The organism is Streptomyces sp. NPDC050433 (assembly GCF_044458565.1).
Classification (GTDB): domain Bacteria; phylum Actinomycetota; class Actinomycetes; order Streptomycetales; family Streptomycetaceae; genus Streptomyces.
This window is the reverse complement of record NZ_JBITIB010000014.1, coordinates 71421-98057: the sequence shown is the minus strand read 5'-3', so window position 1 is coordinate 98057 and position 26637 is coordinate 71421. Positions and strand designations below refer to the sequence as shown.

27 protein-coding genes are annotated in these 26637 nt (G+C 70.9%); 14 read left to right on the top strand and 13 right to left on the bottom strand.

Annotated elements, in window-relative coordinates:
* Window positions 1-3 precede the first annotated feature (3 nt).
* Window positions 4-1245 (bottom strand): acyl-CoA dehydrogenase family protein, encoded by a 1242-nt coding sequence (locus ACIBLA_RS19035; protein ID WP_363241938.1) that lies wholly within the window; start codon window positions 1243-1245, stop codon window positions 4-6.
* A 153-nt stretch (window positions 1246-1398) separates the two neighbouring features.
* On the opposite strand from ACIBLA_RS19035, the gene ACIBLA_RS19030 reads away from it, so the two are divergent.
* A complete protein-coding gene (locus ACIBLA_RS19030; RefSeq protein WP_363241937.1) occupies window positions 1399-2058 on the top strand; it encodes a TetR family transcriptional regulator in 660 nt (219 codons plus the stop codon).
* A 34-nt stretch (window positions 2059-2092) separates the two neighbouring features.
* Here ACIBLA_RS19030 and def read toward each other — a convergent pair whose 3' ends face one another.
* On the bottom strand, window positions 2093-2629 hold the full coding sequence (gene def, locus ACIBLA_RS19025; protein WP_363241935.1) for a peptide deformylase: 537 nt from the start codon (window positions 2627-2629) through the stop codon (window positions 2093-2095).
* Window positions 2630-2877: 248 nt separating this feature from the next.
* On the opposite strand from def, the gene ACIBLA_RS19020 reads away from it, so the two are divergent.
* From ACIBLA_RS19020 to ACIBLA_RS18965, 12 genes are all read left to right on the top strand, one after another.
* A complete protein-coding gene (locus ACIBLA_RS19020; RefSeq protein WP_399199213.1) occupies window positions 2878-4158 on the top strand; it encodes an ROK family protein in 1281 nt (426 codons plus the stop codon).
* 5 nt (window positions 4159-4163) lie between these two features.
* Window positions 4164-5453, top strand: a complete 1290-nt coding sequence (locus ACIBLA_RS19015; protein ID WP_399199212.1) for an extracellular solute-binding protein — start codon at window positions 4164-4166, stop codon at window positions 5451-5453.
* A 16-nt stretch (window positions 5454-5469) separates the two neighbouring features.
* Window positions 5470-6444: a sugar ABC transporter permease gene (locus ACIBLA_RS19010; protein WP_363241932.1), complete on the top strand. Its 975-nt coding sequence runs from the start codon at window positions 5470-5472 to the stop codon at window positions 6442-6444.
* The gene (locus ACIBLA_RS19005) at window positions 6441-7283 is read left to right on the top strand and encodes a carbohydrate ABC transporter permease (protein WP_399199211.1); all 843 of its coding nucleotides are present in this window, start codon (window positions 6441-6443) and stop codon (window positions 7281-7283) included. The genes ACIBLA_RS19010 and ACIBLA_RS19005 overlap by 4 nt, the downstream gene beginning before the upstream one ends.
* Before the next feature lie 37 nt (window positions 7284-7320).
* Entirely contained in the window at window positions 7321-8790 is a 1470-nt protein-coding gene (locus ACIBLA_RS19000) for a glycoside hydrolase family 3 protein (protein WP_399199210.1), read from the top strand.
* Entirely contained in the window at window positions 8748-9959 is a 1212-nt protein-coding gene (gene nagA / locus ACIBLA_RS18995; protein ID WP_399199209.1) for an N-acetylglucosamine-6-phosphate deacetylase, read from the top strand. The genes ACIBLA_RS19000 and nagA overlap by 43 nt, the downstream gene beginning before the upstream one ends.
* A gap of 451 nt (window positions 9960-10410) precedes the next feature.
* Complete coding sequence (locus ACIBLA_RS18990; protein ID WP_363241928.1) at window positions 10411-11649, top strand: MurT ligase domain-containing protein; 1239 nt, start codon at window positions 10411-10413, stop codon at window positions 11647-11649.
* Window positions 11650-11697: 48 nt separating this feature from the next.
* Window positions 11698-12426 carry a glutamine amidotransferase gene (locus tag ACIBLA_RS18985; protein ID WP_363241927.1) on the top strand — a complete coding sequence of 243 codons (729 nt, stop codon included), beginning with the start codon at window positions 11698-11700 and terminating at the stop codon, window positions 12424-12426.
* A gap of 138 nt (window positions 12427-12564) precedes the next feature.
* The gene (locus ACIBLA_RS18980) at window positions 12565-13590 is read left to right on the top strand and encodes a 6-phosphofructokinase (protein ID WP_363241926.1); all 1026 of its coding nucleotides are present in this window, start codon (window positions 12565-12567) and stop codon (window positions 13588-13590) included.
* A 131-nt stretch (window positions 13591-13721) separates the two neighbouring features.
* Window positions 13722-14672, top strand: a complete 951-nt coding sequence (locus ACIBLA_RS18975; protein WP_399199208.1) for a cytochrome c oxidase assembly protein — start codon at window positions 13722-13724, stop codon at window positions 14670-14672.
* A 73-nt stretch (window positions 14673-14745) separates the two neighbouring features.
* Window positions 14746-14910, top strand: coding sequence for a hypothetical protein (locus ACIBLA_RS18970; RefSeq protein ID WP_363241924.1), 165 nt, complete (start codon window positions 14746-14748; stop codon window positions 14908-14910).
* A gap of 64 nt (window positions 14911-14974) precedes the next feature.
* Window positions 14975-15946, top strand: coding sequence for an NADP-dependent oxidoreductase (locus ACIBLA_RS18965; protein WP_399199207.1), 972 nt, complete (start codon window positions 14975-14977; stop codon window positions 15944-15946).
* Window positions 15947-16069: 123 nt separating this feature from the next.
* Here the strand turns inward: ACIBLA_RS18965 and ACIBLA_RS18960 are convergent, their stop codons facing one another.
* The 5 genes from ACIBLA_RS18960 to ACIBLA_RS18940 all read right to left on the bottom strand — a co-directional run bounded on the left by ACIBLA_RS18960 (window position 16070) and on the right by ACIBLA_RS18940 (window position 19498).
* Complete coding sequence (locus ACIBLA_RS18960; protein ID WP_363241922.1) at window positions 16070-17230, bottom strand: SPFH domain-containing protein; 1161 nt, start codon at window positions 17228-17230, stop codon at window positions 16070-16072.
* A 34-nt stretch (window positions 17231-17264) separates the two neighbouring features.
* Complete coding sequence (locus tag ACIBLA_RS18955; RefSeq protein ID WP_363241921.1) at window positions 17265-17486, bottom strand: hypothetical protein; 222 nt, start codon at window positions 17484-17486, stop codon at window positions 17265-17267.
* A 131-nt stretch (window positions 17487-17617) separates the two neighbouring features.
* Window positions 17618-18076: a hypothetical protein gene (locus ACIBLA_RS18950; RefSeq protein ID WP_363241920.1), complete on the bottom strand. Its 459-nt coding sequence runs from the start codon at window positions 18074-18076 to the stop codon at window positions 17618-17620.
* 102 nt (window positions 18077-18178) lie between these two features.
* Window positions 18179-18751, bottom strand: a complete 573-nt coding sequence (locus tag ACIBLA_RS18945) for a hypothetical protein (protein ID WP_363241919.1) — start codon at window positions 18749-18751, stop codon at window positions 18179-18181.
* Between the two features lie 162 nt (window positions 18752-18913).
* Window positions 18914-19498 (bottom strand): hypothetical protein, encoded by a 585-nt coding sequence (locus ACIBLA_RS18940; protein WP_399199206.1) that lies wholly within the window; start codon window positions 19496-19498, stop codon window positions 18914-18916.
* Between the two features lie 250 nt (window positions 19499-19748).
* Between ACIBLA_RS18940 and ACIBLA_RS18935 the strand changes: the two genes are divergently transcribed.
* Window positions 19749-20465 carry a lysophospholipid acyltransferase family protein gene (locus tag ACIBLA_RS18935; protein WP_363241917.1) on the top strand — a complete coding sequence of 239 codons (717 nt, stop codon included), beginning with the start codon at window positions 19749-19751 and terminating at the stop codon, window positions 20463-20465.
* A gap of 205 nt (window positions 20466-20670) precedes the next feature.
* Here the strand turns inward: ACIBLA_RS18935 and ACIBLA_RS18930 are convergent, their stop codons facing one another.
* From ACIBLA_RS18930 to ACIBLA_RS18905, 6 genes are all read right to left on the bottom strand, one after another.
* Window positions 20671-22284, bottom strand: a complete 1614-nt coding sequence (locus ACIBLA_RS18930; protein ID WP_399199205.1) for an alpha/beta hydrolase — start codon at window positions 22282-22284, stop codon at window positions 20671-20673.
* A 144-nt stretch (window positions 22285-22428) separates the two neighbouring features.
* Window positions 22429-23199, bottom strand: coding sequence for an urease accessory protein UreD (locus tag ACIBLA_RS18925; protein WP_363244218.1), 771 nt, complete (start codon window positions 23197-23199; stop codon window positions 22429-22431).
* Window positions 23196-23891, bottom strand: a complete 696-nt coding sequence (ureG, locus tag ACIBLA_RS18920; protein ID WP_363244217.1) for an urease accessory protein UreG — start codon at window positions 23889-23891, stop codon at window positions 23196-23198. Before ureG ends, ACIBLA_RS18925 begins: the two co-directional genes overlap by 4 nt.
* 37 nt (window positions 23892-23928) lie before the next feature.
* A complete protein-coding gene (locus ACIBLA_RS18915) occupies window positions 23929-24603 on the bottom strand; it encodes an urease accessory protein UreF (RefSeq protein ID WP_399199204.1) in 675 nt (224 codons plus the stop codon).
* Window positions 24603-26324 (bottom strand): urease subunit alpha, encoded by a 1722-nt coding sequence (locus ACIBLA_RS18910; protein ID WP_363244215.1) that lies wholly within the window; start codon window positions 26322-26324, stop codon window positions 24603-24605. The genes ACIBLA_RS18915 and ACIBLA_RS18910 overlap by 1 nt, the downstream gene beginning before the upstream one ends.
* Window positions 26317-26628 carry an urease subunit beta gene (locus ACIBLA_RS18905; protein ID WP_363244214.1) on the bottom strand — a complete coding sequence of 104 codons (312 nt, stop codon included), beginning with the start codon at window positions 26626-26628 and terminating at the stop codon, window positions 26317-26319. The genes ACIBLA_RS18910 and ACIBLA_RS18905 overlap by 8 nt, the downstream gene beginning before the upstream one ends.
* Window positions 26629-26637 lie beyond the last annotated feature (9 nt).

Genomic DNA, 26637 nt, shown 5'->3' with positions numbered 1-26637 from the left:
GGGTCAGCGGATCGGCATGCCCGACAGCGTGCGCGCGACGACCAGGCGCTGGATCTCGCTCGTGCCTTCGAAGATCGTGTAGATCGCGCTGTCGCGGTGCATCCGTTCCACCGGGTACTCCCGTGTGAAGCCGTTGCCGCCGAGGATCTGAAGCGCCTGCGCCGTGACCTGCTTCGCCGTCTCGCTCGCGTACAGCTTCGACATCGAGCCCTCCGCAGCGGTGAACGGCTTGCCCGTGGCCGCCATCCAGGAGGCGCGCCACACCAGCAGCCGGGCCGCGTCGATCCGGGTGCGCATGTCGACGAGTGGGAACGCGACGCCCTGGTTGTCGATGATCGGGCGGCCGAACTGGCTGCGGGTCTTCGCGTAGTCGAGCGCCACCTCGTACGCGGCGCGGGCCGTGCCCACGGCCATGGCGCCGACGGCGGGGCGTGAGGCCTCGAAGGTCGCCATGGCCGCGTTCTTCACACGCTCACCGCCCGCCCCCGCCCCGGTACCCGCCCTGGCCTCGCGGGCGCGGGCCAGCCGCTCGTCCAGTTTCTCCTTGCCACCGAGCAGGCAGTGGCCGGGGACGCGGACGTCCTCCAGGACCACCTCGGCGGTGTGCGAGGCGCGGATGCCGTGCTTCTTGAACTTCTGGCCCTGGGTCAGGCCGGGCGTGGCGGGCGGGACGATGAAGGAGGCGTGGCCCTTCGAGCCGGCCTCGGGGTCCACGACGGCGACCACGACGTGCACGTGCGCGATGCCGCCGTTGGTCGCCCAGGTCTTGGTGCCGTTCAGCACCCATTCGTCCTTCGCCTCGTCGTAGACCGCGCGGGTGCGCATCGCGGCGACGTCCGATCCGGCGTCGGGCTCGGAGGAGCAGAACGCGGCGACCTTCACGTCGTCCACGTCGCCGTACATCTGCGGTATCCAGGTGCCGATCTGTTCGTCCGTGCCGTTGGCGAGGACGCCGACGGCGGCGAGTCCGGTGCCGACGATCGACAGGCCGATGCCCGCGTCGCCCCAGAACAGTTCCTCCATCACCATGGGGATGGAGAGGCCGGTGGGGTCGAAGTACTGCTGTGCGTAGAAGTCGAGAGAGTAGATGCCGACCTTGGCGGCCTCCTGGATGACGGGCCAGGGAGTCTCCTCCCGCTCGTCCCACTCGGCGGCCGCCGGGCGGATGACGTCGGCGGCGAAGCCGTGCAGCCAGTCGCGTACCTGCTTCTGGTCGTCGTTGAGTTCGAAGGTGAACTCGGCCATCGTCTTCCTCCAGCACTGCTGTTACTTACGGTAACTCCAGTCTGTTACCGGCAAGTAGAGGATGTCAACCTGCGGCGGGCTGATCTGCGAGGACCGCGGGCTTGGTGTTACGTTGCCGGGGCGTCACGGAATCGCTCGGGCGGGGAGACACTCATGGGGACCACACAGCAGGCCGACCAGCATCGCTCCGCCCATCAGCGGCGCCGCCAACTCCTGGAGGCCGCCGACCGGGTCGTGCTGCGTGACGGGCCGAAGGCCTCCATGAACGCCATCGCGGCAGAGGCCGGGATCACCAAGCCGATCCTCTACCGCCACTTCGGCGACAAGGGCGGGCTCTACCGCGCCCTGGCGAAGCGTCATACGGACGCGCTGCTCAGCGCGTTGAAGGCGGCGCTCGACGCGCCCGCCGACCGCCGCGAGCGGGTGGAGGCCACGCTCGACACCTACCTCGCGGCGATCGAGGCACGCCCCCAGGTGTACCGGTTCCTGATGCATCCGTCTGACAGCACCGTCGGCGGCGAGAGCCAACTCCCCGAACAGGGCTTCGATGTGGGCCGGCACTCGGCCCCGCTGCTGCGCCGCCTCGGCGAGGAGTTGGCCACGGTCATCGAGGAGCGGGTCGAACTCGGCCCCGACAGCGCCCGGTTGGCCCGCGTCTGGGGCCATGGGATCGTCGGCATGATGCACGCGGCCGGCGACTGGTGGCTCGGCGAACGGCCCTGCTCGCGCGCCGAGTTGGTGAGCAGCCTGGCCGATCTGCTCTGGGGCAGGCTGTCGTTGGTGGACGACCGGGCGGGCAGTCCGGGGCTCTGACGGATCTGGCGCCGAACGCGGCGGGCGCGCCCGCTCAGCTCCAGGACGCGCGCCGCGCCGCGCGCAGCACCTTGGACCGGCGCAGGCCCGTCAGCCGGTCCGGATAGACCAGACCGTCCAGATGGTCGCACTCGTGCTGGAGACAGCGCCCGAAGAATCCGGTGCCGTCGATCCGTACGGGCGCGCCGTCCACCGTCACGCCCTCCACCACCGCGTGGTCGAACCGCTCCGTCCCCGCTTCGAGGCCGGGCAGCGAGAGGCAGCCCTCGGCGCCGCGCAGGGTGATGCCGTCCGCCGTCACCAGGCGGGGATTGACGACATGTCCGAGATGGCGGACGTCCTCGTCGTCGGGGCAGTCGTACACGAACACCCGTAGCGGCACACCGATCTGGTTCGCCGCGAGACCGACCCCGTTCGCCCGGTACATCGTCGCGAACAGGTCCTCGACCAGCCGGGCGAGTTGTGGCCCGAAGTCGGTGACGGGCCCGCAGGGGGCGTGCAGCGTGGGGTCGCCGAGCAGTCGCAGCGGGCGCACCCGCCCGGCGCTGCCGGGGATCAGACGGCCGCGCACGGGTCCGCCGTGAAGTCCGTCCCGCGGTCAACGGGTTCGATCGTCGCCATCGCGCCAGCGTACGTCGGACCGGCGGCGCGACAAGGGCGCGGGGCGCCGTACCGGAGCTGTACCGGAGCCGTACAGAAGCCCGTACGGGAGCCGCACGGGCGGCGTTTACCGGAACGTGATGCGCCACATGTCTGGTTTTCATCGGTCACCTGTGTCTAGAGTTGCGCCACCGAATTAATCTCAGAGTGAGAGGAATTGTGGCAACTACCTCGCTCCCCCGTACCTCCAACCGCAGCGCCGTGATCGCGGCCCTGCTCTCCGGCGCGGACATGGACCGTCAGCGGCTCATCGCCGAGACCGGCCTGAGCCGGGCCACGGTGTTCCGCATCGTGGACGACCTGATGACCGAATCCCTCGCCCTGGAGGGAGTCCGGGTGCTCCGGGAAGGCCCCGGCAGACAGTCGACGTCCGTCAGCTTCAACCACCGCTCCGCGCTCGTCTGCGGAGTCGACCTCGGCGGCACCAACTGCCGGGTCGTGGTGGCGGACGCGCTCGGCCGCGCCCTCATCAGGAGCCGGGACACCACACCTCGCGACGCGTCGGCCGGCGAACTCGCCGCCTGGGTGGCCGGCCGGATCACCGACCTGGTCGACCGGCACGGCGACGGCGTGCCGCTGCACACCGTCACGATCGGCCTGCCGGGTGTCGTCACCGGCGACGGACGGTCCGTCGTGGCCTCGCACAACCTCGGCCAGATCAAGGGCACCGGATTCATCGAGACGGTCTCCTCCCTGCTGGGCGTGGAGACCGCGGTCGGCAACGACTCCAACCTCGCCCTGCGCGGTGAACTCCAGTACGGATCGCTGCCGGACAGGGAGACCGCCGTCCTGCTCGCCATGGGTACCGGCCTCGGTTCCGCCGTCTCCATCGACGGACAGGTGCTGCTCGGACGGACGGGCCTGCTCGGCGAGTTCGGCCGGCTCCCGCTGCCCGGCCGCGAGGAGCGCCTGCGCGATCTGCTGTCCGGGGCCGACCTGGTGGCGTACGCACGCGGCCGGGGGGTGCGCGTACCCACGGCGCGGGCCCTGTTCGAGGATCCGGAGGCGTACGCGCCGCTGCTGGCCGAGGTGCACGGCGCGCTGGCACACCTCGTGACCGTGGTCGCGCTCGCGTACGAGCCCGGCACCGTGGTCCTCACCGGCGGCTTCTCGGAGTCGTTCGACACAGCGCGGCTGACCGCCATCAGCGACCAGGTCGCCGACACGGTCGGCGTCCGCAGTGTGGTGCGCAGGTCCGACCTCGGGGACTCGGCGGGCCTGCTGGGCTCGATGGCGTCCTCCCTCGGCCGCCTCTACGACTCGCTGGGCGTGAGCGCGGAGGACGCGGCCTCCGTGGCCGTCGACCGCACTCTGATCATCCGCCGCCTCGCGGACTGCCCCACCGCCCCCACCGCCCCCACCACTCCCACGGCCCCCACGGCCGACCCCGCCGACACGACCCCCCGCAGCACGCACGACGAGCAGATGGCAGAAGGGTGACAACGATGAACCGATCACGGACCCGGTACGCACTCGCGGCGCTTCCGGTCCTCGCGCTCACACTCACGGCGTGCGGCGGTGGCGGGGTGGCGAAGTCCGACTCCGACAACAAGCTGACGATCTGGATGATGACCGGCGGGCCGGGTGACAACCCGCTGATCAAGGAGGCGACCGCCGAGTTCAGGAAGAACCACCCCGACATGGCGGTGGACATCGAGATACAGCAGTGGGACGGCGTGGCCACCAAGATCACCACGGCGCTGGCCAGCGGCAACCCGCCGGACATCGTGGAGATGGGCAACACCCAGACCCCGCTGCAGACCTACTCGGGCGGCCTCGCCGATCTCACGGAGAGCAAGAAGTCCTTCGAAGGCTCCGACGGCTGGCTCACCGGTCTCTCCGGTCCCTCCGAGTTCGACGGCAAGCTGTATGCCACTCCGCTCTACGGCGGCACCAAAGTGGTCATGTACAACAAGAAGATGTTCGCCGACGCGGGCATCACCTCTCCCCCCAAGACCCTCGCCGAACTCCAGGAACACTGCGGCACGCTCGCCGACGCGAACAAGGACACCGCGAACTTCTCCGGCTTCTACGTACCGGGCCAGTACTGGTTCAACGGCATGCCCTTCCTCTTCGCCAAGGGCGGCAAGGTCGCCTCGCAGAAGGACGGCAAGTGGCAGGCCGAGATGTCGTCGCCCGCCAACCTGGCCGGCCTGAAGGCATGGAAGTCGTTCCAGAACACCTGCTCCACCCCCTCCTCCGTCGGCGTCAACACCGACAGCCCCGACCAGGACCAGCTGTTCGCCGACGGCAAGGCCGCCATGGCGTACGTCAAGGCGTGGGAGCCGGCCGCCGTCATCGAGAAGAACCCGAAGATGAAGGACAACATCGGCTTCTTCGCGATGCCCGGCTACACACCCGACAGCACGATGCCCGTGATCGTCTCCGGCTCGACCATCGGGATCGCCGCCGGCAGCCCGGACCGGGACGCCGCCGAGGACTGGCTGCGGATCGTCACCGGAGAGAAGTTCCAGCAGAAGATGGCGCTGGAGCTGAACCTGCTGCCGATCTCACCGGCGTTCACCCCGCCCGGTGTGCCCGAGCAGCTGACCGTCGCCTCGCAGGCCAGCAAGGTGAGCCAGCCACTGCCCAACAGTCCGGGAGAGGCGACGCTGGAGACCGAGCGCTACAACGAACAGTTCTTCTCGAAGATCGCGAGCGGTGCCGACATCGCCTCGTCGTCGGCCGCGTACGACAAGCACGCGACGGACGCCTTCAACTCGCTGAGCGACTGACACCCCTGGACGCCTGATGGCACTCACTGAGAAGCACCGTCCGGTGCGCGCGCCGGACAGGGACCGCCGCACCGGGCCGCCCGGCCGGCGCGGTCCGGCGCGGCGGTCCCGGATGCTGCCGTGGGCGATGCTCGCCCCGGCGCTGGCCGCGCTCCTGCTGATCCAGGGCTATCCCCTGGTACGGCTGCTGACCCTGTCCACCCAGGAGTTCGGCCCCCGGTCGCTGTTCACCGGGCAGTCGGACTTCATCGGCCTGGACAACTTCACCCGGATCTTCACGGACGCCGACTTCCTGGGCGTCCTGGTGCGGACCGTGGTGTTCACGCTGGTGTGTGTGACGCTGCTGATGGTGCTGGGATTCCTCATCTCGCATCTGCTGATGGGCGTCTCGCCGTGGGCCCGTGTCGTCACCACCGTGTGCCTGGTGCTGGTGTGGGCGATGCCCATGGTGGCCGCGACGCTGGTCTGGCAGTGGATGTTCCAGCCGCAGTACGGCGTCGCCAACTGGCTGCTCACCCAGCTCCGGGTCTTCGGAGACATGTCGGTCTACGACTGGTTCTCCCATCCCACCCAGGCGCTGGGCCTGATCATCCTGCTGACGGTCTGGAAGGGACTGCCGTTCGTGGCGCTGACCCTGTTCGCCGCGCGCGGTCAGATACCCGAGTCCCTGTACGAGGCGGCCCGCCTGGACGGCGCCGGGACGCTCCAGATGTTCCGCCACATCACCATTCCGATCATGCGGCCGGTCCTCGCGATCCTCACCATTCTCGAAGTGATCTGGTCGGTGAACTCGTTCACCCCGATCTGGGTGCTGACGCAGGGCGGCCCCGACGGGGCGACCACCACGCTCGGCGTGTACGCGTACATCACCGCGTTCAGCCGTAACGAGTACGGCAGCGGCGCGTCGGTCGCGGTGGTGACCGTGGTGATCCTCGCCCTGTTCTCCGTCGCCTACGTCCGCAGGCTGTCCCGGCAGGGGGATGTCGTATGAGCACCACTCGCTCTCCCGCCCGCAGACGGCGCGGTGTCAACAACGCGATCGCCATGGCGGTGTCCGCCGTGATGGTGTTCCCCGTCTACTGGATGGTGGCCACCGCGCTCAAGGAGCGGTCGGACATTCTCAGTTCGGTGCCGGAGTTCGTCCCCTGGCCGATCAGCCCGGAGAACTTCACACGGGCGCTGGACAAGCCCGGCTTCTGGGTGTTCGTCCGCAACTCCCTGACGGTCACGGTCTCCTCGGTGGTCCTGTCGCTGATCATCTCGCTGTTCGCGGCGATCGCGATCGCGCGGTTCCGGTTCGCCGGCCGCAAGGCGGTGCTGACCGTCCTGGTGCTGGTGCAGATGGTCCCGGCGGCGGCCATGGTCATCCCGGTGTATCTGATGCTCCGGTCCGTCGGCGGGCTGGACTTCCTGCCGGGCCTGGTCTTCACGTACATGACCTTCGTGCTGCCGTTCACGATCTGGACGCTGCGCGGATTCGTGGACGGTGTCCCCGTCGAGCTGGAGGAGGCCGCGCTCGTGGACGGGTGCGGGCGGTTCCAGATGTACGTACGGGTGCTGCTGCCCCTGCTGATGCCGGGCATCGTGGCGACCTCGATCTTCGCGTTCGTCAACGCGTGGGACGACTACATCTTCGCCTACGTGATCATGAAATCGCAGGACAACTACACGCTGCCGGTCTGGCTCGTGTCGTTCAAGACCTCGGAGAGTGTCGACTACGGCGCGATGATCGCGGCCTCGACCATCTTCTCCGTCCCCGTACTCGTCTTCTTCCTGCTGGTGCAGCGCCGTCTCGTGGGCGGCATGACCAGCGGCGCGGTCAAGGGCTGACCGCGGGACGACCCGACGCAAGGTGAGGAATCGAATCATGACCGAGCTGTCCCGGCTCGCCCACGGCGTGCTGTTCCCCGCGCTCGGACGCAGGACCGTCCCCAAGTGGGCGCGCGCCCGCGTGGCTGAAGGACTCGGCGGCTTCGTCCTGTTCGGCAAGGACATCGCCTCCGCCGAGCAGGTGCGGGAGCTGACCGGGGCCCTGCACGGCCTCCGCGACCATGTGCTGCTCTCCGTCGACGAGGAGGGCGGCGACGTCAACCGGCTTGAGGAGTACGGCGGTACGTCCGTACCGGGCAATCACGCCCTGGGCCGTCTCGACGATCCCGCGCGGACCCGCGAGTCCGCCTACCAGATCGGCCTCTCACTGGTGGAGGCCGGCATCGACTGGGACCTGGCACCCGCCGTCGACGCGGCCGTCAACCCCCTCTCCCCCAACGGCATCCGCACCTTCGGTGCGGACCGTGCGCTGGTCGCCGAGCACGCGGCGGCCTGGGTCGAGGGACTTCAGGCCGCCGGGGTGAGCGCCTGCGCCAAGCACTTTCCCGGCCACGGTCTCAGCTCCACCGACGCGCATCTCGGCACGCCCACCGTGGACCTGTCCCGGCAGGAGCTGGTGGACCACTACCTGGACCCGTTCCGCGCGGCCATCGCCGCCGGCGTCGACAGCATCATGGTGTCGCACGTCCACCTCAGCCGGCTGGACGACGTCCCCGCCACCATCAGCCCCGCCGTGCTCACCGGTCTGCTCCGTGACGAACTGGGCTTCGAGGGCGTCGTGATCACCGACGCGCTGGAGATGCGCGGGATCGCCGACGTGGCGAGCCTGCCCGAAGCGGCGGTCCGGGCGATCGCGGCCGGCGCGGACGCACTGTGCCTGGGCGCGTGGGCGTTCGGGGACGACGTGGACGCGGCGGCCGGCGCACTGGTGGCGGCCGTGGAGAACGGCACCCTGCCCGAGGAGCGGCTGCGCCAGGCGAACGCCCGTCTCGCGAAGCTCGGCACCCGGCCGCGCGCCACGGGCGTCCCGCACGACGACACCGTCGGCGAGCAGCAGGCACACGACGTCCTGGAGGTACGCGGCGACCCGCTGCTCAAGGGGCGCCGTGCCCTGGTCGTACGGCTCGACCCGACGCACTCGCCCGCGCAGGGCGGCGCCTCCTGGGGCGTGGAGGCGCCGCTGCGCGAAGCGGGCATCGACGTCGAGGCGCTGGCGGTCGCGGGCGACACCTACAACGCCGAGGGCATGATCAAGGCCGAAGTCGGCCTGTATCTGGACGAGTTCGGGCCGGACGCCGATGTGGTGCTGCTGGTGCGCAGCTCGCACCGGTTCCCCTGGCAGCGGCCGGTCCTGGACGAGCTGCTGGAGCGGTATCCACGGTGCGTGGTGGTCGACATGGGGGTGCCGGGCGACGACTTCGGCGGCTTCCGGGGGTGGGTGCGTACCTTCGGCGCCTCGCGCGTGTGCGCGAAGGCGGCGGTGGGCGCGCTGCTGGGCACCCGGTGAACGCGGGCGGGCGACCGGCCTCGCGGGACGGACGGCTGTTCACCGGCGGCGAGTTCGTGACGCCGGACGCCGTGGTCACGGACGGGTGGCTGCTCGTCCGGGACGGCCTGATCCACTCGCTGGGCACGGGCGCCCCGCCCGAGGCACCGGAGACCGTGGTGGATCTGGGCGGCCGGACCCTCGTGCCCGGATTCGTGGACCCGCACTGTCACGGCGGAGCCGGCCACTCCGTCTACACGGGCGACCCCGCCGCCGTACGGGGGGCGGCGGCGGGGCATCTCGCGCGGGGCACGACCACGATGCTGGCGTCCGTCGCGACGGTCGAGCCGCCCGCGATGGAGGCGGCGGTACGCGCGGTCGCGTCGGTCATCGACGACGGGTCGGCGCCCAACCTGGTGGGCATCCACTTCGAGGGCCCGTTCCTGTCACCCGCCAGGCGCGGCGCACAGACCCGCTCCGCGCTGCGCGACCCCGACCCTGAGCTGCTGGCGCGGCTGCTGGAGGCGGCGGGCGGGCACGCGGTGTCGATGACCGTGGCACCGGAACTGCCGGGCGCGCCCGAGCTGATCCGGCGGTACGCGGACAAGCTGGTGTGCTGTCTGGGCCACACCGACACGGACGCGGACCGGTTCGCGCGGGCCGCCGATCTCGGCGCCCGCGCGGTGACGCACCTGTTCAACGCGATGCCACCGCTGCACCACCGGGAGCCGGGCCCGGTCGCCACCGCGCTGCTCGACCCCCGGCTGGTCTGCGAACTCGTCCTGGACGGGCACCACTTGGCCGACGACACCGTACGGCTGGCCCACCGGGTCGCGGGCCCCGACCGGCTGACACTGGTCAGTGACGCGATGCCGGCGGCGGGCATGGCGGACGGGGACTACGCCTTCGCGGACCGCGAGGTGACCGTGTCGGGCGGGGTGGCCAGACTGCGCGGCACGGACACGCTCGCCGGATCGACGCTGTTCGTGGCGGAGGCGTTCCGCCGGGCCGTCCTCACGGTGGGCCTCCCGTTGGCGGACGCCGTACGGATGACATCGACGACGGCGGCCCGGCTGCTCGGCCTGCCCGACCGGGGCGCGCTGCGCCCCGGCCTCCGCGCGGACCTGGTCGAACTGGACCCGACGCTGCGCCCGGCCCGGGTCTGGCTGGCCGGTGTACCGGTCGGGTGACGCCCCCGTGCCGGGGCGTGCGGGGCTCTTGACGCCGTCCGGTACGTGCGGGCGTCGCCCCGCGGGCGGGAACGGCGCTGGAGGCGTACACGCACGTCGTTCGGAACGCGAGCGGTCGGCGGGAATGTGAAGGACCACTGGGGACCGGGTGGCGGTTGTGTGGCGGCCTCGCGGAACCGGGCGCCCCGGTCCGCTCCGACCGCCCCGGAAGGGATCCGCACAACCCGGCGGCCAGGTCGGCACGACCGGGGGCGTACAAGCGGCGCGAATGCCGTGTCCGCGTGGAAACAACCCGTTTCTCGGGCGGCGTCGCTCCCCCGCACGCCCGCCCGGCGCATTCGTTCAGGCGTACGTGTGACAACGATCAGCCCGTTCTCCGGTGCCGTGGTTCGGGCCCGTGCACGTATCTCGATAGGCTGAGCCCGGACCGACGCGAGGAGGATCAAGGACGATGGCAGGCAACACGGACCCGCTGTCGCCACGGGCCAAGCTGGCCGTGACGGCAGGCAAGGCCGCAGCGGCGGTGTCGCGCGCTGCGGGGCGCGGCAGCGGATCGGTGATCGGCGGCAAGGTGGCGTTGCGGCTCGACCCGGATCTGCTCGCCGCTCTCGCGCAGCATCTGGACGTCGTGCTCGTGTCGGCGACGAACGGCAAGACGACCACGACGCGGCTGATCGCCGAAGCCCTGCGGGCCAGCGGCCCCGTCGTGTCGAACGCGCTGGGCGCGAACATGCCGGCCGGCATCACCTCCGCCCTCGCGGGCGGCTCGGACGCCAAGTACGGCGTGATCGAGGTGGACGAGAAGTACCTCGCCGGTGTCGCGCGTGACACCACGCCCAAGGCGATCGCCCTGCTCAACCTCTCCCGCGACCAGCTCGACCGCGCCGCCGAGACCCGCATGCTGGCCGAGCACTGGCGCGAGGGGCTGGCCGGCTCGAAGGCCGTGGTCATCGCCAACGCCGACGACCCGCTGATCGTCTGGGCCGCGTCGTCGTCCCCGAACGTGGTCTGGGTCGCCGCCGGACAGGAGTGGAAGGACGACGCCTGGTCCTGCCCCGCCTGCGGCGGTGTGATGCAGCGGCCCGGCGACGACTGGTTCTGCGGCCAGTGCGGTTTCCGCAGACCCGCCCCGAGTTGGGCGCTGCACGGCGACCATGTTCTCGACCCGCACGGCTCCGCCTGGCCGATCCACCTCCAGTTGCCCGGCCGCGCGAACCGCGCCAACGCCGCCACCTCCGCCGCCGTCGCCGCCACGTTCGGTGTGCCCCCGCAGGTCGCCCTGGAGCGCATGTACCAGGTGCAGGCCGTCGCGGGACGGTACGACGTGGTCTCCTTCCTCGGCCGTGACCTGCGGCTGCTGCTCGCGAAGAACCCGGCGGGCTGGCTGGAGACGTTCTCGCTCATCGACCCGCCGCCCACCCCGGTGATCCTCGCGGTCAACGCCCGTGGCGCCGACGGCACCGACACCTCCTGGCTGTGGGACGTGGACTACACCCGGCTGGCCGGTCACCCGATCTTCGTCATCGGCGACCGGAAGCTGGACCTGGCCGTGCGTCTGGAGGTCGCGGGCCTGGACTTCCGGGTGTGCGCGACCGTCGACGAGGCCGTGCAGATGGCTCCGCCCGGCCGTATCGAGGCGATCGCCAACTACACGTCGTTCCAGGATCTGCGCCGCCGCGTCGGCAACTGAGACAGCCAGCCACAGAAACCGACGTAGTCGGAGAGGGACGAACGAGCAATGAGCGACAACAGTCTGCGGCTGGTGTGGATCTACCCGGACCTGCTGAGCACGTACGGAGACCAGGGCAACGCACTGGTGGTGGAGCGCCGGGCCCGGCAGCGCGGTCTCGGCGTCACGCGCGTGGACGTACGCAGCGACCAGGCCGTACCGACCTCCGGCGACATCTATCTCATCGGCGGCGGCGAGGACCGGCCGCAGCGGCTGGCCGCCGAGCGGCTGCGCCGTGACGGCGGTCTGAACCGGGCGGTGTCCAACGGCGCGATCGTCTTCTCGGTCTGCGCCGGATACCAGATCCTGGGCCACGAGTTCGTCAACGACCTCGGTGAGCGCGAGGGCGGTCTGGGACTGCTCGATGTGATCTCCACCCGTGGCGAGGGCGAGCGGTGCGTCGGAGACGTACTGGGCGACATCGATCCGCACCTGGGACTGCCGCCGCTGACGGGCTTCGAGAACCACCAGGGCATCACCCATCTCGGCCCGACCGCCCGGCCGTTCGCGCGGGTGTCGCTGGGCGGGGGCAACGGCACGGGTGACGGTACGGAGGGCGCGTACAACGACACGGTCTTCGGTACGTACATGCACGGCCCGGTCCTCGCCCGTAACCCGCTGATCGCCGATCTGCTGCTGAAGCTGGCGCTCGACGTGAACGCGCTGCCGCCGGCGGACGACCGGTGGTACGAGGCGCTGCGCGCCGAACGGATCGCCGCCGCGACGCAGCCGGCCTGACGCTCCCCGTTCACCAGCAGGGCGTCCAGCAGTCGGACGCATGGTTCAGCCCCGCCACCGCGCGCCGGTAGGGTGGCGGGGATTCAGCCGGACGGCGTGGTCCGGCAGTCGGCTCACGTTGCAAAGGTTCTCCGGGCAATGCGAATTGGTGTGCTCACCTCCGGCGGCGACTGCCCCGGTCTCAATGCGGTGATCCGGTCCGTGGTGCACCGCGCCGTCGTCGACCACGGTGACGAGGTCATCGGCTTCCACGACGGCTGGAAGGGCCTTCTGGAGTGCGACTACCGCAAGCTCGACCTTGACGCGGTCGGCGGCATCCTGGCCCGTGGCGGCACGATCCTCGGCTCCTCCCGCGTCCAGCCCGCGCATCTGCGTGACGGTGTGGAGCGTGCGAAGGGGCATGTGGCCGACCTCGGGCTCGACGCGGTCATCCCGATCGGCGGCGAGGGCACCCTCAAGGCGGCCAACCTGCTCTCCGAGGCGGGGCTGCCGATCGTCGGCGTACCGAAGACCATCGACAACGACATCTCCTCCACGGACGTGACCTTCGGCTTCGACACCGCCGTCGGCGTCGCCACGGAGGCGCTGGACCGGCTGAAGACCACCGCCGAGTCCCACCAGCGCGTACTGATCGTCGAGGTCATGGGCCGGGAGACGGGCTGGATCGCGCTGCACTCGGGCATGGCCGCCGGTGCGCACGCGATCGTCGTCCCGGAGCGGCCGTTCGACATCGGCGAGCTCACCGAGCTGGTCGGCAAGCGGTTCTCGGCGGGCAAGCGCTTCGCGATCGTGGTGGTCGCCGAGGGCGCCAAGCCCCGTGAGGGCTCCATGGAGTTCGACGTGGGCGGCAAGGACATCTACGGGCACCAGCGCTTCGCGGGCGTGGCCAGGCAGCTCTCCGTCGAACTGGAGGAGCGCCTGGGCAAGGAGGCGCGGCCGGTGATACTGGGCCACGTCCAGCGCGGCGGCACGCCGACCGCGTACGACCGGGTGCTGGCGACACGCTTCGGCTGGCACGCGGTGGAGGCCACGCACCGCGGCGAGTTCGGCATGATGACGGCGCTGCGCGGGACGGACATCGTGATGGTGCCGCTCGCGGAGGCCGTCGAGACGCTGAAGACGGTGCCTGCGGAGCGGTACGCCGAGGCTGAGTGCGTGCTCTGACCGGAGCACACGCTTTCTGAACCGGTACGACGAACCGCCCCCGGCCGCGAACGGCGCCGGGGGCGGTTCTACTCTGGTTCCCGGGTGCGGACACATCGCACATTCAGGATCGTCCCAGCGGGAGAGCACGTATGGATCACGGCGGGCACGGCACGACGATGGACCTGCCGCCGTTCACGCTGAGCCGCGCGCTGGAGTTCTCCCCCGACGCCTTCTTCCTCGTCGGCTGCCTGCTGGCGCTCGCGCTGTACGGCTGGGGTGTCGTACGGCTGCGTGCGCGGGGCGACGACTGGTCGCCCGGCCGCACCATCTCCTTCGTGCTCGGCGTGCTGACCGTCGCACTGATGATGTGCACCGCGCTGAACGACTACGGCATGGTCATGTTCAGCGTGCACATGGTCCAGCACATGGTGATCAGCATGGTCTCCCCGATCCTGCTGCTCCTGGGCGCGCCGGTGACCCTGGCGCTGCGGGCGCTGCCGGTCGCGGGCCGGGGCCGCAAGGGGCCGCGTGAGCTGCTGCTGGCGGTGCTGCACAGCCGGTTCATGCGCTTCGTGTCGCATCCCGCCTTCACGATCCCGCTGTTCATCGCGAGCCTCTACGGGCTCTACTTCACCTCGCTGTTCCAGTTCCTCATGGAGTCGAAGCCGGGGCACATCGCGATGATGGTGCACTTCCTCTCCGTCGGGCTGATCTTCTTCTGGCCGATCATGGGAGTGGATCCGGGGCCGCACCGGCCCGGCTATCTGATGCGGATGCTGGAGCTGTTCGCCGGGATGCCGTTCCACGCGTTCTTCGGGATCGCCCTGATGATGGCGAGCGAGCCGATGGTGGGGGCGTACGACAATCCCCCGGCGTCGCTGGGCATCGATCCGCTCTCCGACCAGAACGCGGCCGGCGGGATCGCGTGGGCGTTCAGCGAGATCCCGTCCGTGCTCGTGCTGATCGCCCTGGTGTACCAGTGGTACCGGTCGGACCAACGCCAGGCGAAGCGCTTGGACCGGGCCGCCGACCGGGACGGCGACAAGGAGCTGGCCGCGTACAACGCCTACCTCGCGTCGTTGCAGACACGCGGACAGTAGCGCGGACGGTAGCGCGAAACCCGTCTTTCGGGTGACGATGGTCTTCACGGCCCCGGCCAGGAGGAGGACGGACATGTCCGGATCCGGTTCCACGAAGACCATGGGGATAATCACCGTCGGTGCGCTGGTGGTGGTGACGGCCTACACGGCGGCGCTGGGGAGCAGCGGGTGGCTCTGGTTCGGGTGGGTAGTGCTGGGGCTGGTGACGCTCGCGATGGTGGCCTCACGCAGCAGCTGAGGAGGCGGGGAGTAGCTTTTCGGGTGTCGAAGATCCACCGCACTCTTTCAGGAGCCTTGACCATATGAGCAGTGAGCCGACGATGCGCGCGATCATCCAGGACTCCCTCGGCGGCCCCGAGGTGCTGCGCCTCGCCGAACGTCCGCGGCCCCGCCCGATTCCGACCGAGGTGCTGGTCCGGGTGCACGCGGCGGGTGTGAATCCGGTCGACTGGAAGTGGCGCGAGAGCGGCGGTATCGGAGGTCTGCTCGGTGCGCCGCCGTTCGTCCTGGGCTGGGACGTGTCCGGTGTCGTGGAGGAGGTCGGCTTCGGTGTGCACACGCTGAAGGTGGGTGACGAGGTGTACGGGATGCCGTGGTTCCCGCGTCCGGCCTCCGCGTACGCCGAGTATGTGACCGCGCCCTCACGGCAGTTCGCGCTCAAGCCCCGCACGGTCGACCACCCCGCGGCGGCGGCCGTGCCACTGGCGGGGCTGACCGCCTGGCAGTCGCTGACGGACGCGGCGCACGTGACGGCGGGCCGGCGGGTGCTGATCCACGCGGCGGCGGGCGGTGTGGGGCATCTGGCGGTGCAGTTCGCCAAGCATCTCGGGGCCCATGTCATCGGCACGGCGAGCGCCGCGAAGCACGACTGGCTGCGTGAGCTGGGCGCGGACGAGGTCGTGGACTACACGAAGGTCCGTTTCGAGGAGGTCGTGAGCGATGTCGACGTCGTCATCGACCTGGTGGGCGAGGGGCACGACGCGACGACGACGCGCTCGCTGGAGACCCTGCGGCCGGGCGGCACGATCGTCGCGGTCCCGTCCGCTGTCGCGCCGGAGGTGCTGGAGGGCGCCCGCGCGCGGGGACTGAACGCGACCGCTTTCCTGGTGGAGCCGGACGGCACGGCCCTCGCCCGGATCGCCGACCTGATCGACAAGGGCGTGGTGCGGGTGGAGGTGGCGGACGTCCTGCCACTGTCGGAGGCGGCGGAGGCGCAGCGCCGGGTCCAGGAGGGCCGCACGCGCGGCAAGATCGTGCTGAGCGTGACGTCCTGACGTAGCGTCATCCGGCTCTGGTGCGTGGCCTGTTGACCTCGTACGCGTCGCGCGCCGGGCGGGCTCCTTCGAGTCCGCCCGGCGCGTGGCCGAGGGCAGGAGGGGCGGGAGGCCCGTCCGTGGTCAGCCGGTGGTGTCCACCCGTGCCGGTGCCTGGCCGTTCATCTGCGATGTCCGGTCCGGGTGCTGATCGGCCGGTGGCCGGGACGAACCGGTGTTCCGTTGCAGCGAGTTGAGGATGGTCATGCCCTGGCCGACCAGCCCGGCCGCCATCTCGTTGACGCCGTCGGTGCCGTTGAGGACGGTGAGGTTGGAGTCCGCCAGACCCTTGGCCGCCGCGTCCGCCAGCTCCGGAAGCACCTCGACGACGCGGTTGGCGGCCAGCAGTTCCTGGTTGCCCTCCCGCAGGGACAGTGCGCGCGCGGTGTTCGCGTCGGCCTGGGCCTGCGCGAGTGTCCGCTGGCGGTACGCCTCCGCGTCCGCCGGGCGCCTGACCTCCGCCTCCAGCCGCTGGGCCGCCAGCAGTGCCTGCCGCTCGGCCAGTGCCGTCTGCTCCTCGATGACGTCCTGCGAGGCCTTCGCCTGGGCCAGCGGTCCCGCCTGCGCGGCGCGCGCCCGCACCTGCTCGGTCTCCGCCTGGAAGCCGGCCCGCTTGATCGAGGTGTCCCTCTCGTACTCGGCCTTCAGCGCCTCCGCCTGCTGCTCACGCTCGGCGGCCTCCTGGTCGGCCCTGGCCGCGGCGATACGGGCCTGGCTCGCGACGGCCGCGGCGTGCGGCGCCGCGAGGTTGTTGATGTAGCCGGTGGCGTCCTCGATCTCCTGGATCTGGAGGGCGTCCACCACGATGCCCAGCTTCTCCATCTCGCTGTGGCTGCCCGCCTTCACCTCCTGGGCGACCCTGTCCCGCTCCCTGATGATCTGTTCGACTGTCAGTCCACCGATGATGGACCGGAGGTGACCGGCGAAGATCCGGCCCACCAGGTCTTCCATCCGGTCCTGTTCGGCGAGGAAGCGCCGGGCGGCGTTGGCGATCGACACGGCGTCGTCACCGACCTTGAAGACGGTCACCGCGCGGACGGTCAGCCGGATGCCCTGCTGGGTGACGCAGTCCTCGGCTATCTCCGCCTCCCGCAGCGCCAGGGACAGCATGCGGGCCTTCTGCTTGATGGGAAGAACGAAACTGCCGTGACCAGTGACTATCCGGAACTGGGTGTCCTGGACCTGCCGTTTGGATCCGGAGATGAGCATCGCCTCGTTCGGTGCTGGAACACGCCAGAACAACATGAGGGAACTCCCGTCCTGCTACACACTGCACACATCAGTCGGGCAGCGGCTCCACCCTCACCGAGCGGGCCGAGACCCGGTCGGTGACGACCACCTGGACGTTGGTGGCGATCGGCCGGTCGGACCAGGCGGCGTAGGCTTCGGAACCGCCGCGTACGGCCACCAGTACCTCCCCCGGGCCGTCGGGCGGGATCGGGACGGTGATGCGTCCCACGGCTCCCACCGGGCTCTGCGAAGAGTCATCTGTGACGGACATGAACCGTTGCCCTCACCTCCAGCGCTCAGCACGCCCCCGGTCATTTCAGGCTACTCCGGGGGCGTGCCGATGGCCGGTCGAGCCGATGGCCGGTCGAGGAATCGCCGACGAGCCGGCCGGTGGGCGAGCGGTCAGTGCGGGCGCTCGCGCCGGGGACGGAAAAGCAGCAGAAACACCGTGGCGACGACGGCGATCGCCTCGACCACGACGGTGGCCTGCTTCTCGCCGAACCAGAACGGCTCGTACATGTTCGGGAACGGTCCCCACGCGCCGACGTTCACATAGCGGTAGATCAGCAGGAGCGCGAGTCCGCCGGCCGCCACGGACCAGGCGAAGAGATCGGCCGGGAGGCGGCGCCAGACGAGGACGAGGAGCGCGGCCAGCGCCGCGAGACCCGCCTCGATCCGGAAGAGGTCGCCCTGGCTGATGTCCGCCGAGACGAAGTCGTACTGGGGCGCGAGATCCGCGTGGTAATACGCGTCAAGGGCGAGGGCCGCCGCGGCGACAACCCGCGCCACGCCCCGCAGGATGCGGCCGACGTCTCCCCGGTGCTTTGGGGCAGCGGGCGGGGCGGTGGGCTGAGATGACATGGGGGTCTCCATTCGCCGCCGCCACCTGCGCCGTCCGGGCGTCCGGGCATCCGACGAGGCTGTCGGAGCCAGGGCGCGGGTGGCGACGGCCCCGGCCGATGATCAGTAGCCGCCGCCGTTGTTGTTCTGGGGCTTGGTCGTGACCTTCTTGCCGTCGGGGTTCATGATGAACCACTTGGCGCCGAAGGCGTTGACGTCCTGCCCGTTGATGTCACCGGGCTTCTTGTCCCCTTCGAACCGGTACAGCGGGCGTCCGTTGTACGTCACCTGCTCGCTGCCGTCGGAGCGCTTGGTCGTCTTGAGCAGATTGGACTTGACCCCGCTGCCCGCGGCCGGCGTCGACTTGACGGTGAACGGGGGCCAGGCCGTGGCGCAGGAGCCCGAGCACATCGACTTGTTCGTGGTGTCCTTGTCGAACTCGTAGAGCGACCGGCCCTGCTCATCGACCAGCATCTTGCCGAAGGACCCGTTCTTGACGTCGACCTTGGGCGCGGCCGACGGCGATGCCGACGACGCCGCCGGGACCACGTCGACCTCATGGTCGTTGGGCTGTTCTCCCGTGTCCGAACCGCTGGCGCTGCCCTGGCCGCCACCGCCGTCCGAACACCCGGCCGCCGCGGTGGCGATCAGCAGTGCGGAGGCCAGCGCGGTGACTGTCCTGGTGTGCCGTCTCATCAAGGACTCCTCGGTCGTCGGCCGCCCGCGTGGGCAGCACACGGCCCGCCCGATCGGGGCCGCCAGCCCCAGTGCACAGCAGGGCAGACGGACCGGCCACCTGGGCGGGGCCGTCCGGAGTGCGGCCCGGACGGGACCGAGGAGTACGCGTACCGGAGCCGGTCAGGCTTCCTCGAAGTAGGCGTCGAGCACCGCGTCGAGCTCGGCGGTCCACTCCTTGAGGCTGCTCCGCGACGGCGCGTCGACGTCCGACTGGTAGTGGCGGCGGCCGGTCGTGTGCAGGGTGACGGTGAACCGGCGGCCGAACCTGGGGGTCTCGACCTCCACGGCCCCGATCTCGTCCCAGCCGAAGTCGGCCTCCGCCTCGTCCAGCTGGAACCGGACGCCGGTGCGGTCGGCGGTCATAGAGGCGCGGCGGTCGCTGACCTCGAAGACGGGACCGTCGTCGGTGTCGGCGGCGCCGGTATCGGCCTCGTCGTCGGAGGCGTCGTCCTTCGCGAAGGAGACCGCCCCGTCCGCCCCGTCCGCTCCGTCCTCCCCCTTCGCCTCGTCATCGGCCTTCTCGCCGGCCTTCTCGTCTGCTTTCGCCTCCACCTCTTCGGTGGCCTCGTCGGCGGCCTCCTGAGGAACATCCTTGGCGGCGTCGTCAGCCTCCTCTGCGAGGCGGGGTGCCATGAACCCGGCGATGTATCCGGGATCGGTTCCCGCGGCGGGTACGGGCTGGATTATCGGATCGATGCGCTCCACGGCTGGCAGTATGGCCGATAAACCTGTGCGAGGAACACTCGGTCCACGCGGGAGCGCCAAACGCGCCTGCGAACAGGCCGAGTTGTCGCACAGTCCGAGCGCCACCGAGGTGAAGCCGCCGGTCCGGACCTTTCTGATCGAGGACGCTTACAAGCGGCGGACCCTGCACCTACACTGAGCCCCCGACAAGCCCGATGAACTGGCACGACGTAACACTGGAGCCGGTCCTGCGATGTGAGGAGCGCCCCCGTTGTTCTACTACGTGCTGAAGTACGTGCTCTTGGGGCCCCTGCTACGGCTCCTCTTCCGGCCCCGGATCGAAGGGCTCGAACACATCCCGGCGGACGGCGCCGCGATCGTCGCGGGCAACCATCTCTCGTTCTCCGACCACTTCCTGATGCCGGCGATCATCCGGCGGCGGATCACGTTCCTCGCGAAGGCCGAGTACTTCACCGGACCCGGCCTCAAGGGACGCCTCACCGCCACGTTCTTCCGCAGCGCCGGTCAGATCCCGGTCGACCGGTCCGGCAAGGAGGCCGGCCAGGCGGCGATCCGGGAAGGGCTCGGAGTGCTCGGCAAGGGCGAGTTGCTGGGGATCTACCCGGAGGGCACGCGCTCGCACGACGGGCGGCTCTACAAGGGCAAGGTCGGGGTCGCGGTGATGGCCATCAAGGCGCAGGTCCCGGTGGTGCCGTGCGCGATGGTGGGTACGTTCGAGATCCAGCCGCCCGGTCAGAAGATCCCGAACATCAGGCGGGTGACGATCCGCTTCGGTGAGCCGCTGGACTTCTCGCGCTACGCGGGTCTGGAGAACGAGAAGGCGGCGGTCCGCGCGGTCACCGACGAGATCATGTACGCGATCCTCGGGCTGTCCGGGCAGGAGTACGTGGACCGGTACGCCGCCGTGGTGAAGGCGGAGGAGGCCGGGCAGGCACCGGCGAAGAAGTTCCCGCGCCTGCGCCGCTGAGCGGGGGAGGGGGGGGGGGGGGGGGGGGGGCCCGCCCGGGGCCCCCCCCCCCCCCCCCCCCCCCCGGCGGGGGGGGGCGGGGGGGGGGGGGGGGGGCCGGCCCCGGGGGGGGGGGGGGCCGGCCGGCGGGGCGGGGGGGGGGGGGGGGGGGGGGGCCCCCCCCCCCCCCCCCCCCCCCCCTCCCCCGTCTCCCGACGAGCGGTCGTTACGGCTTGGGTGTGGCGTGCGGTGCGCACGTCACGTCCTGGCGGTCCAGCTCACCGCTGAGCAGATACGACTCCACCCGGTCGTTGATGCACGGGTTCGCCACATTGGTGATGCCGTGCGAACCGGCGTCCCGCTCGGTGATCAGGCGTGAGCCCTTGAAGCGCTTGTGCAGCTCGACGGCGCCCCCGTACGGGGTGGCGGCGTCGCGCGTGGACTGCGCGATCAGTACGGGCGGCAGGCCCGGACCCGTGCCGACCTCGACCGGTGTCTGCTGTTCCACGCCCCAGGTGGCGCAGGGCAGGTTCATCCAGGCGTTGGTCCAGGTGAGGAACGGATGGTCGCGGTGGAGCCGGGTGTTGTCCCGGTCCCAGGTGCGCCAGTCGGTGGGCCACTTGGCGTCGGTGCACTCGACGGCGGTGTAGACCGCGTTGCTGTTCTCGGCGCGCGTGTTGCCCACCGTGTCCGACAGGTCGGGCCCGGCGGCGTCGACGAGCGCCTGGGTGTCTCCGGCCAGGTACTTGCTCCAGATGTCGGCGACGGGCACCCAGCTGGAGTCGTAGTACGGAGCGCTCTGGAACAGGGCGACGAGTTCGGCCGGTCCCACGACGCCGCCGATCGGGTCCTTCGCGGCGGCGGTGCGGAGCGTGTCCCACTGCTGCTGGACCTTTTCGGCGGTGTCACCGATGTGGAACGTCGCGTCGTTGTCGGCGACCCACTTCTTCCAGTCGCCGAGGCGCCTCTCGAAGGCGACGTCCTGGTCCAGATTGGCCTGGTACCAGATCTTCTCCTTCGACGGGTTGACCACGCTGTCCAGCACCATGCGTCGCACATGGGACGGGAAGAGCGTGCCGTAGACGGCGCCCAGGTAGGTGCCGTAGGAGACACCCACATAGTTGAGCTTCCGGTCGCCGAGCGCGGCCCGCAGGACGTCCAGGTCACGCGCGGTGTTGGGCGTCGTCATATGCGGCAGCATCCAGCCGCTGCGCTCCTTGCAGCCGTCCGCGTACTCGGCCGCGAGCTTGCGCTGGGCGCGCTTGTCGGCCTCGCTGCGGGGGACGGGATCGGCCTTGGGAGCCTTGACGAACTCCTGCGGGTCGACGCACGAGATGGGCGTCGAGCGCCCGACTCCGCGCGGGTCGAAGCCGACGAAGTCGTACGCCCTCGCGGCATCCGCCCAGATGGGGTTCTTGGTCACGACGCGGCGCGGGAACGCCATGCCGGAACCGCCGGGGCCACCGGGGTTGTAGACGAGGGAGCCCTGACGCTCCTCCGCGGTGCCCGTGTTGCCGATCCGGTCGACGGCTATCTTGATCTGCTTGCCGTCCGGACGGGCGTAGTCGAGCGGGACGTTCACATAGCCGCACTGAATCGGCTTCTCCAGGGACCAGTCGGCCGGGCAGTCCGCCCAGTCGATCCCTTGCTCCGCGGCCCGCTCGGCGGCGATTTCGGCGCCGGCCGCCTGGGGGTCGCGCGTCCTCTGTTCCGCGCTCGGCGCGGTCGGGCCGCTGTCGGTGCGGCCGTCGGCGCTCGCCGATGTGGCGGCGAGCGTGGTCGCTATGAGCGTGCCCGCGAGCAGCGTGCCGGCCGAGCCGAGCACTGCTGTGCGTCTCAAGTGGTACCTCCCCTGTCTGGTGCGCCGCACCTCGCGGCGCTGTTCGTAGGGTTACCGAGAGGATCCTTTCGCCTGTGAGCCAGTTGGGAACAGGCCAGACGACCGATTCTTTGCCGAACCGATAGCCGGTAACTCCGGTTCCGCTCAGCGGTACAGGTCCGCCAGCGCGTCGTCCAGCACCCGTCGCAGCGCGCGGGCGTCCGGGGCGAGGGCGGTCACCAGCGCTCCGGGGCCGGCCAGCGGGGTGAGTACGGCGGTGTCGCCGAGCAGTCGAGTGGCTACCGGTTTCTCGTCGAACTCCGGTGCCACCACGAGGAGTTGACCGACGGCCCGATGGCCGCCGATGACCGCTCCGCCGTCCCATCCGCCGGGCGCGCCGGGTCCGAGGGCGAGCTGCTGGTCGAGCAGCGGGCGGCCCGCGCGGTGCACGGTGAGCCGGGTGGTGAGCGTGCCCGGCTCCTCTCCGTGACGGCCGAGGATCTGTTCCTCGCGCAGCACCAGCCGGGCGGTGGGGCTGAGTTGGACGCGGGTGTGCGCCCGCAGGTCGCTGCCGGTGACGGAGATGAGCTGTTCGGGCAGCCAGTGCAGGACGGCGCTCTCACCGACGGTCAGACGCACGTCGTAGCCCGCGTGGTCGGCGGGCCCGTCTGCGGTGCGGCGGCCGGGCAGCGCGATCATGGCCGCCGCCGCGTCGACGGTGAGCGCGGCCCCGTCGCGTACGGCCGCTTCCAGGGCGAGCCGGTCGCCGCCGAGCGGCGCGCTCATCGCGCCGACGACCGTGACGCGGGCGTGGGCGGCCGTGGCCGCGCGCGTACGGCGCAGCGCCAGGGGGCCGTCGCTCTCCAGCACCGGCAGGGCCGTGCCGCCGCGTCCGTCGGGCACGGCGGTGATCCGGGCGGTGGCGCGGACGCTCATGCCGTCCAGGCGGTGAATCGCGCCCGTACCCAGTCGGCCACCGGGGCGACCCCGTCCGGGCCGGTGAGCGAGGTGAACAGGACGGGGAGTTCGCCGCGCTGCTCTTTGGCGTCGGAGGCCATGCGCCCGAGGTCGGAGCCGACATACGGCGCGAGGTCGGTCTTGTTGATCACCAGCAGGTCCGAGGTGGTGACGCCGGGACCGCCCTTGCGGGGGATGTCGTCGCCGCCGGCGACATCGATGACGAAGATCTGCGCGTCGACGAGGCCTTTGGAGAAGGTGGCGGTGAGATTGTCGCCGCCGGACTCGACCAGAATCAGGTCGAGCGGTCCGACGGAGTCCTCCAGGTCCTCGACGGCTTCGAGATTGGCGGAGATGTCGTCGCGGATCGCGGTGTGCGGGCAGGCGCCGGTCTCGACGGCCTGGATCCGCTCGGCCGGCAGCACGGCGTTGCGCAGCAGGAACGCCGCGTCCTCGCGTGTGTAGATGTCGTTGGTGACGACGGCGATGGACAACTGGTCGCGCAGCGCCCGGCACAGGGCCGCGACGGTCGCGGTCTTGCCGGAGCCGACGGGCCCGCCGAGGCCGATGCGCAGGGCGCGCCGTGAGCCGTCGGGTCGGACGGCCCCGGCGCCGTGGCTGTGCGGGTCCCGGTACGGGTCGGTGTACGGGTCGGCGTGGTCGAGGTGCACGGTGCGGCTCCTTCGTGACGAGTGTTGCTACGAGTCGTTACGACGCGAAGAGGCGGACCGGCCAGGCCGCGTGCGCCTCGGCGGTGATGTCGAGCAGCGGCGCCGAAGCGGCGGGCAGGGCGCCGGGCCCCTTGCGTACAGCGCGCTGCGCGGTCGCCACCGCGTGCCGCGCGGTCTCGTCGATGTCGGGGGCCAGCCGGGCCAGCACGGCGGTCGCGTCGAAGGGGTCGAGGCTCAGCAGCCGTACGGCGGCGGTGGCCGGGCCGCTGACCGTCTCGTACAGGACGCAGTGCGCGGCGTCCTCGGGGCCGAGCCCGGCGGACCGTGCGGCGAGGCCGAGGACTATCGGCTGGTGGGCGCCGCGTGGGCGGGCCGCCGCCAGGGCGTCGAGTTCCGGGCCGGGCCAGGTGGCGCGGGCGGCGCGCATCATCTGGCGGCCGAGCTTGCGTGCGGTGGCGCGCAGGGCGGGCGAGGGGGTACGGGCGTCGGCGGCCTCGTCCAGCGCGTGGGGGTCGACGCCGAGTACGGCCGCGGCGGCGATGGCGGCGGCGGTGAGGCCGGTGGTGTGCAGCCGGCTCCGGCAGAAGGACGCCAGGTCGCGGGCGTCGGTGAGCCGCCCGGCGCGGACGGCCGGCTCGGCGCCGCCCGAGTGGGCGTGGCCACCGGCCGGGAACCGTCCGTCGGCGAGGACGAGCAGCGCGGCGCGGCTCATCAGAAGAGGAAGTAGCGCTGCGCCATGGGCAGTTCGGCGGCGGGCGCGGGGTCGACCACGTCGCCGTCGATCGTCACGGTGAAGCTGTCGGGGTCGACCTGGACGTGGGGCAGGGCGTCGTTCTGCCGCATGTCGGACTTGCCGACGGAGCGGGTGTTCTCGATCGGTACGAACCGTTTGCCGAGGCCGAGCCGTTCGGGCAGCGCGTCCTCGATCGCCGCCTGTGCGACGAAGTTGACCGAGTTGGACGCCGGGGCTGTGCCGGTCGCGCCGAACATCGGCCGGGGCATGACGGGCCCCGGCGTGGGGATGGACGCGTTGGCGTCGCCCATCTGTGCGTAGGCGATCTGGCCGCCCTTGATGACCAGTTGGGGTTTGACGCCGAAGAACGCCGGGTCCCACAGGACGAGATCGGCGAGCTTCCCGGTCTCGACCGAGCCGATCTCATGGCTGAGTCCCTGTGCCACGGCCGGGTTGACGGTGTATTTGGCGACATATCGACGGACTCGGTGGTTGTCTGCGCGGCCGTCGCCGGGCAGCGCGCCCCGGCGCTTCTTCATGACGTGCGCGGTCTGCCAGGTCCGCAGGATCACCTCGCCGATACGGCCCATGGCCTGTGAGTCGGAGGAGATGATCGAGATGGCTCCGAGGTCGTGCAGGATGTCCTCGGCCGCGATGGTCGACGGCCGGATCCGGGACTCGGCGAAGGCCAGGTCCTCGGGGACGGCGGGGTTGAGATGGTGGCAGACCATCAGCATGTCGAGGTGTTCGTCGATGGTGTTGACGGTGTGCGGCCGGGTCGGATTGGTCGAGCTGGGCAGGACGTACGGCTCGGAGACCACCGTGATGATGTCCGGCGCATGGCCGCCTCCGGCGCCCTCCGAGTGGTAGGCGTGCAGGGTGCGCCCGGCGACGGCGGCCAGTGTGTCGGCGACGAATCCGGCCTCGTTGAGCGTGTCGGTGTGGATGGCGAGCTGGACGCCCGTCTCCTCGCAGACACCGAGGCAGGCGTCGATGACGGCCGGGGTCGCGCCCCAGTCCTCGTGGATCTTGAACCCGAGTGCGCCGCCCCGCAGTTGGGAGTGCATGGCGTCGCGGGACATCGTGTTGCCCTTGCCGAGCAGTCCGATGTTGACGGGCGACGACTCCAGGGCCGCGAACATCCGCGCCAGATGCCAGGGGCCGGGGGTGACGGTGGTGGCCTTCGTGCCCTCCGCGGGTCCTGTGCCGCCGCCGACGAGGGTGGTGATGCCGGAGGACAGCGCCTGGTCGATCAGGGTCGGCGAGATGAAGTGGACGTGGGCGTCGACGGCTCCGGCGGTGAGGATCTTGCCGTTGCCCGCGATGATCTCGGTCTCGGGCCCGATGACGAGGTCGGGGTGGACGCCGTCCATGGTGTCCGGGTTGCCGGCCTTGCCGATGCCGGTGATCCTGCCGTCCCGGATGCCGATGTCGGCCTTGACGACGCCCCAGTGGTCGATGACCACGACACCGGTGATCACGGTGTCCGGCGCGCCTTCGGCCCGTGTCGTACGCGACTGGCCCATCGACTCGCGGATCACCTTGCCGCCGCCGAACACCGCCTCGTCACCTGCGAGTCCGGGGCCGCCGGAGCGGTCCTCCTCGATCTCGACCAGGAGGTCGGTGTCGGCGAGCCGGATCCGGTCGCCGGTGGTGGGGCCGAAGAGGTCGGCGTAGCCGGCTCTGGTCAGCTCAGGCATCGAGGGGACCTCCGGTCTCGCCGCGCAGGCCCGGAACGACGCGGCGTCCGGTGAGCGGGACGAGTTCGACGTCGACGGGGATGCCGGGTTCGAACCGTACGGACGTACCCGCGGCCACGTTCAGGCGGAGGCCGTGCGCCGCCGCGCGGTCGAACCGCAGGCCGGGGTTTGTCTCGGCGAAGTGGTAGTGGGAGCCGATCTGGACGGGCCGGTCGGCGGCGTTGAGCACGGTCAGGCGGGTGACGGGGCGGCCCTCGTTGAGGGGCACGGCACCGTCGGCGTACAGGATCTCTCCGGGAATCATCGGCGCGCT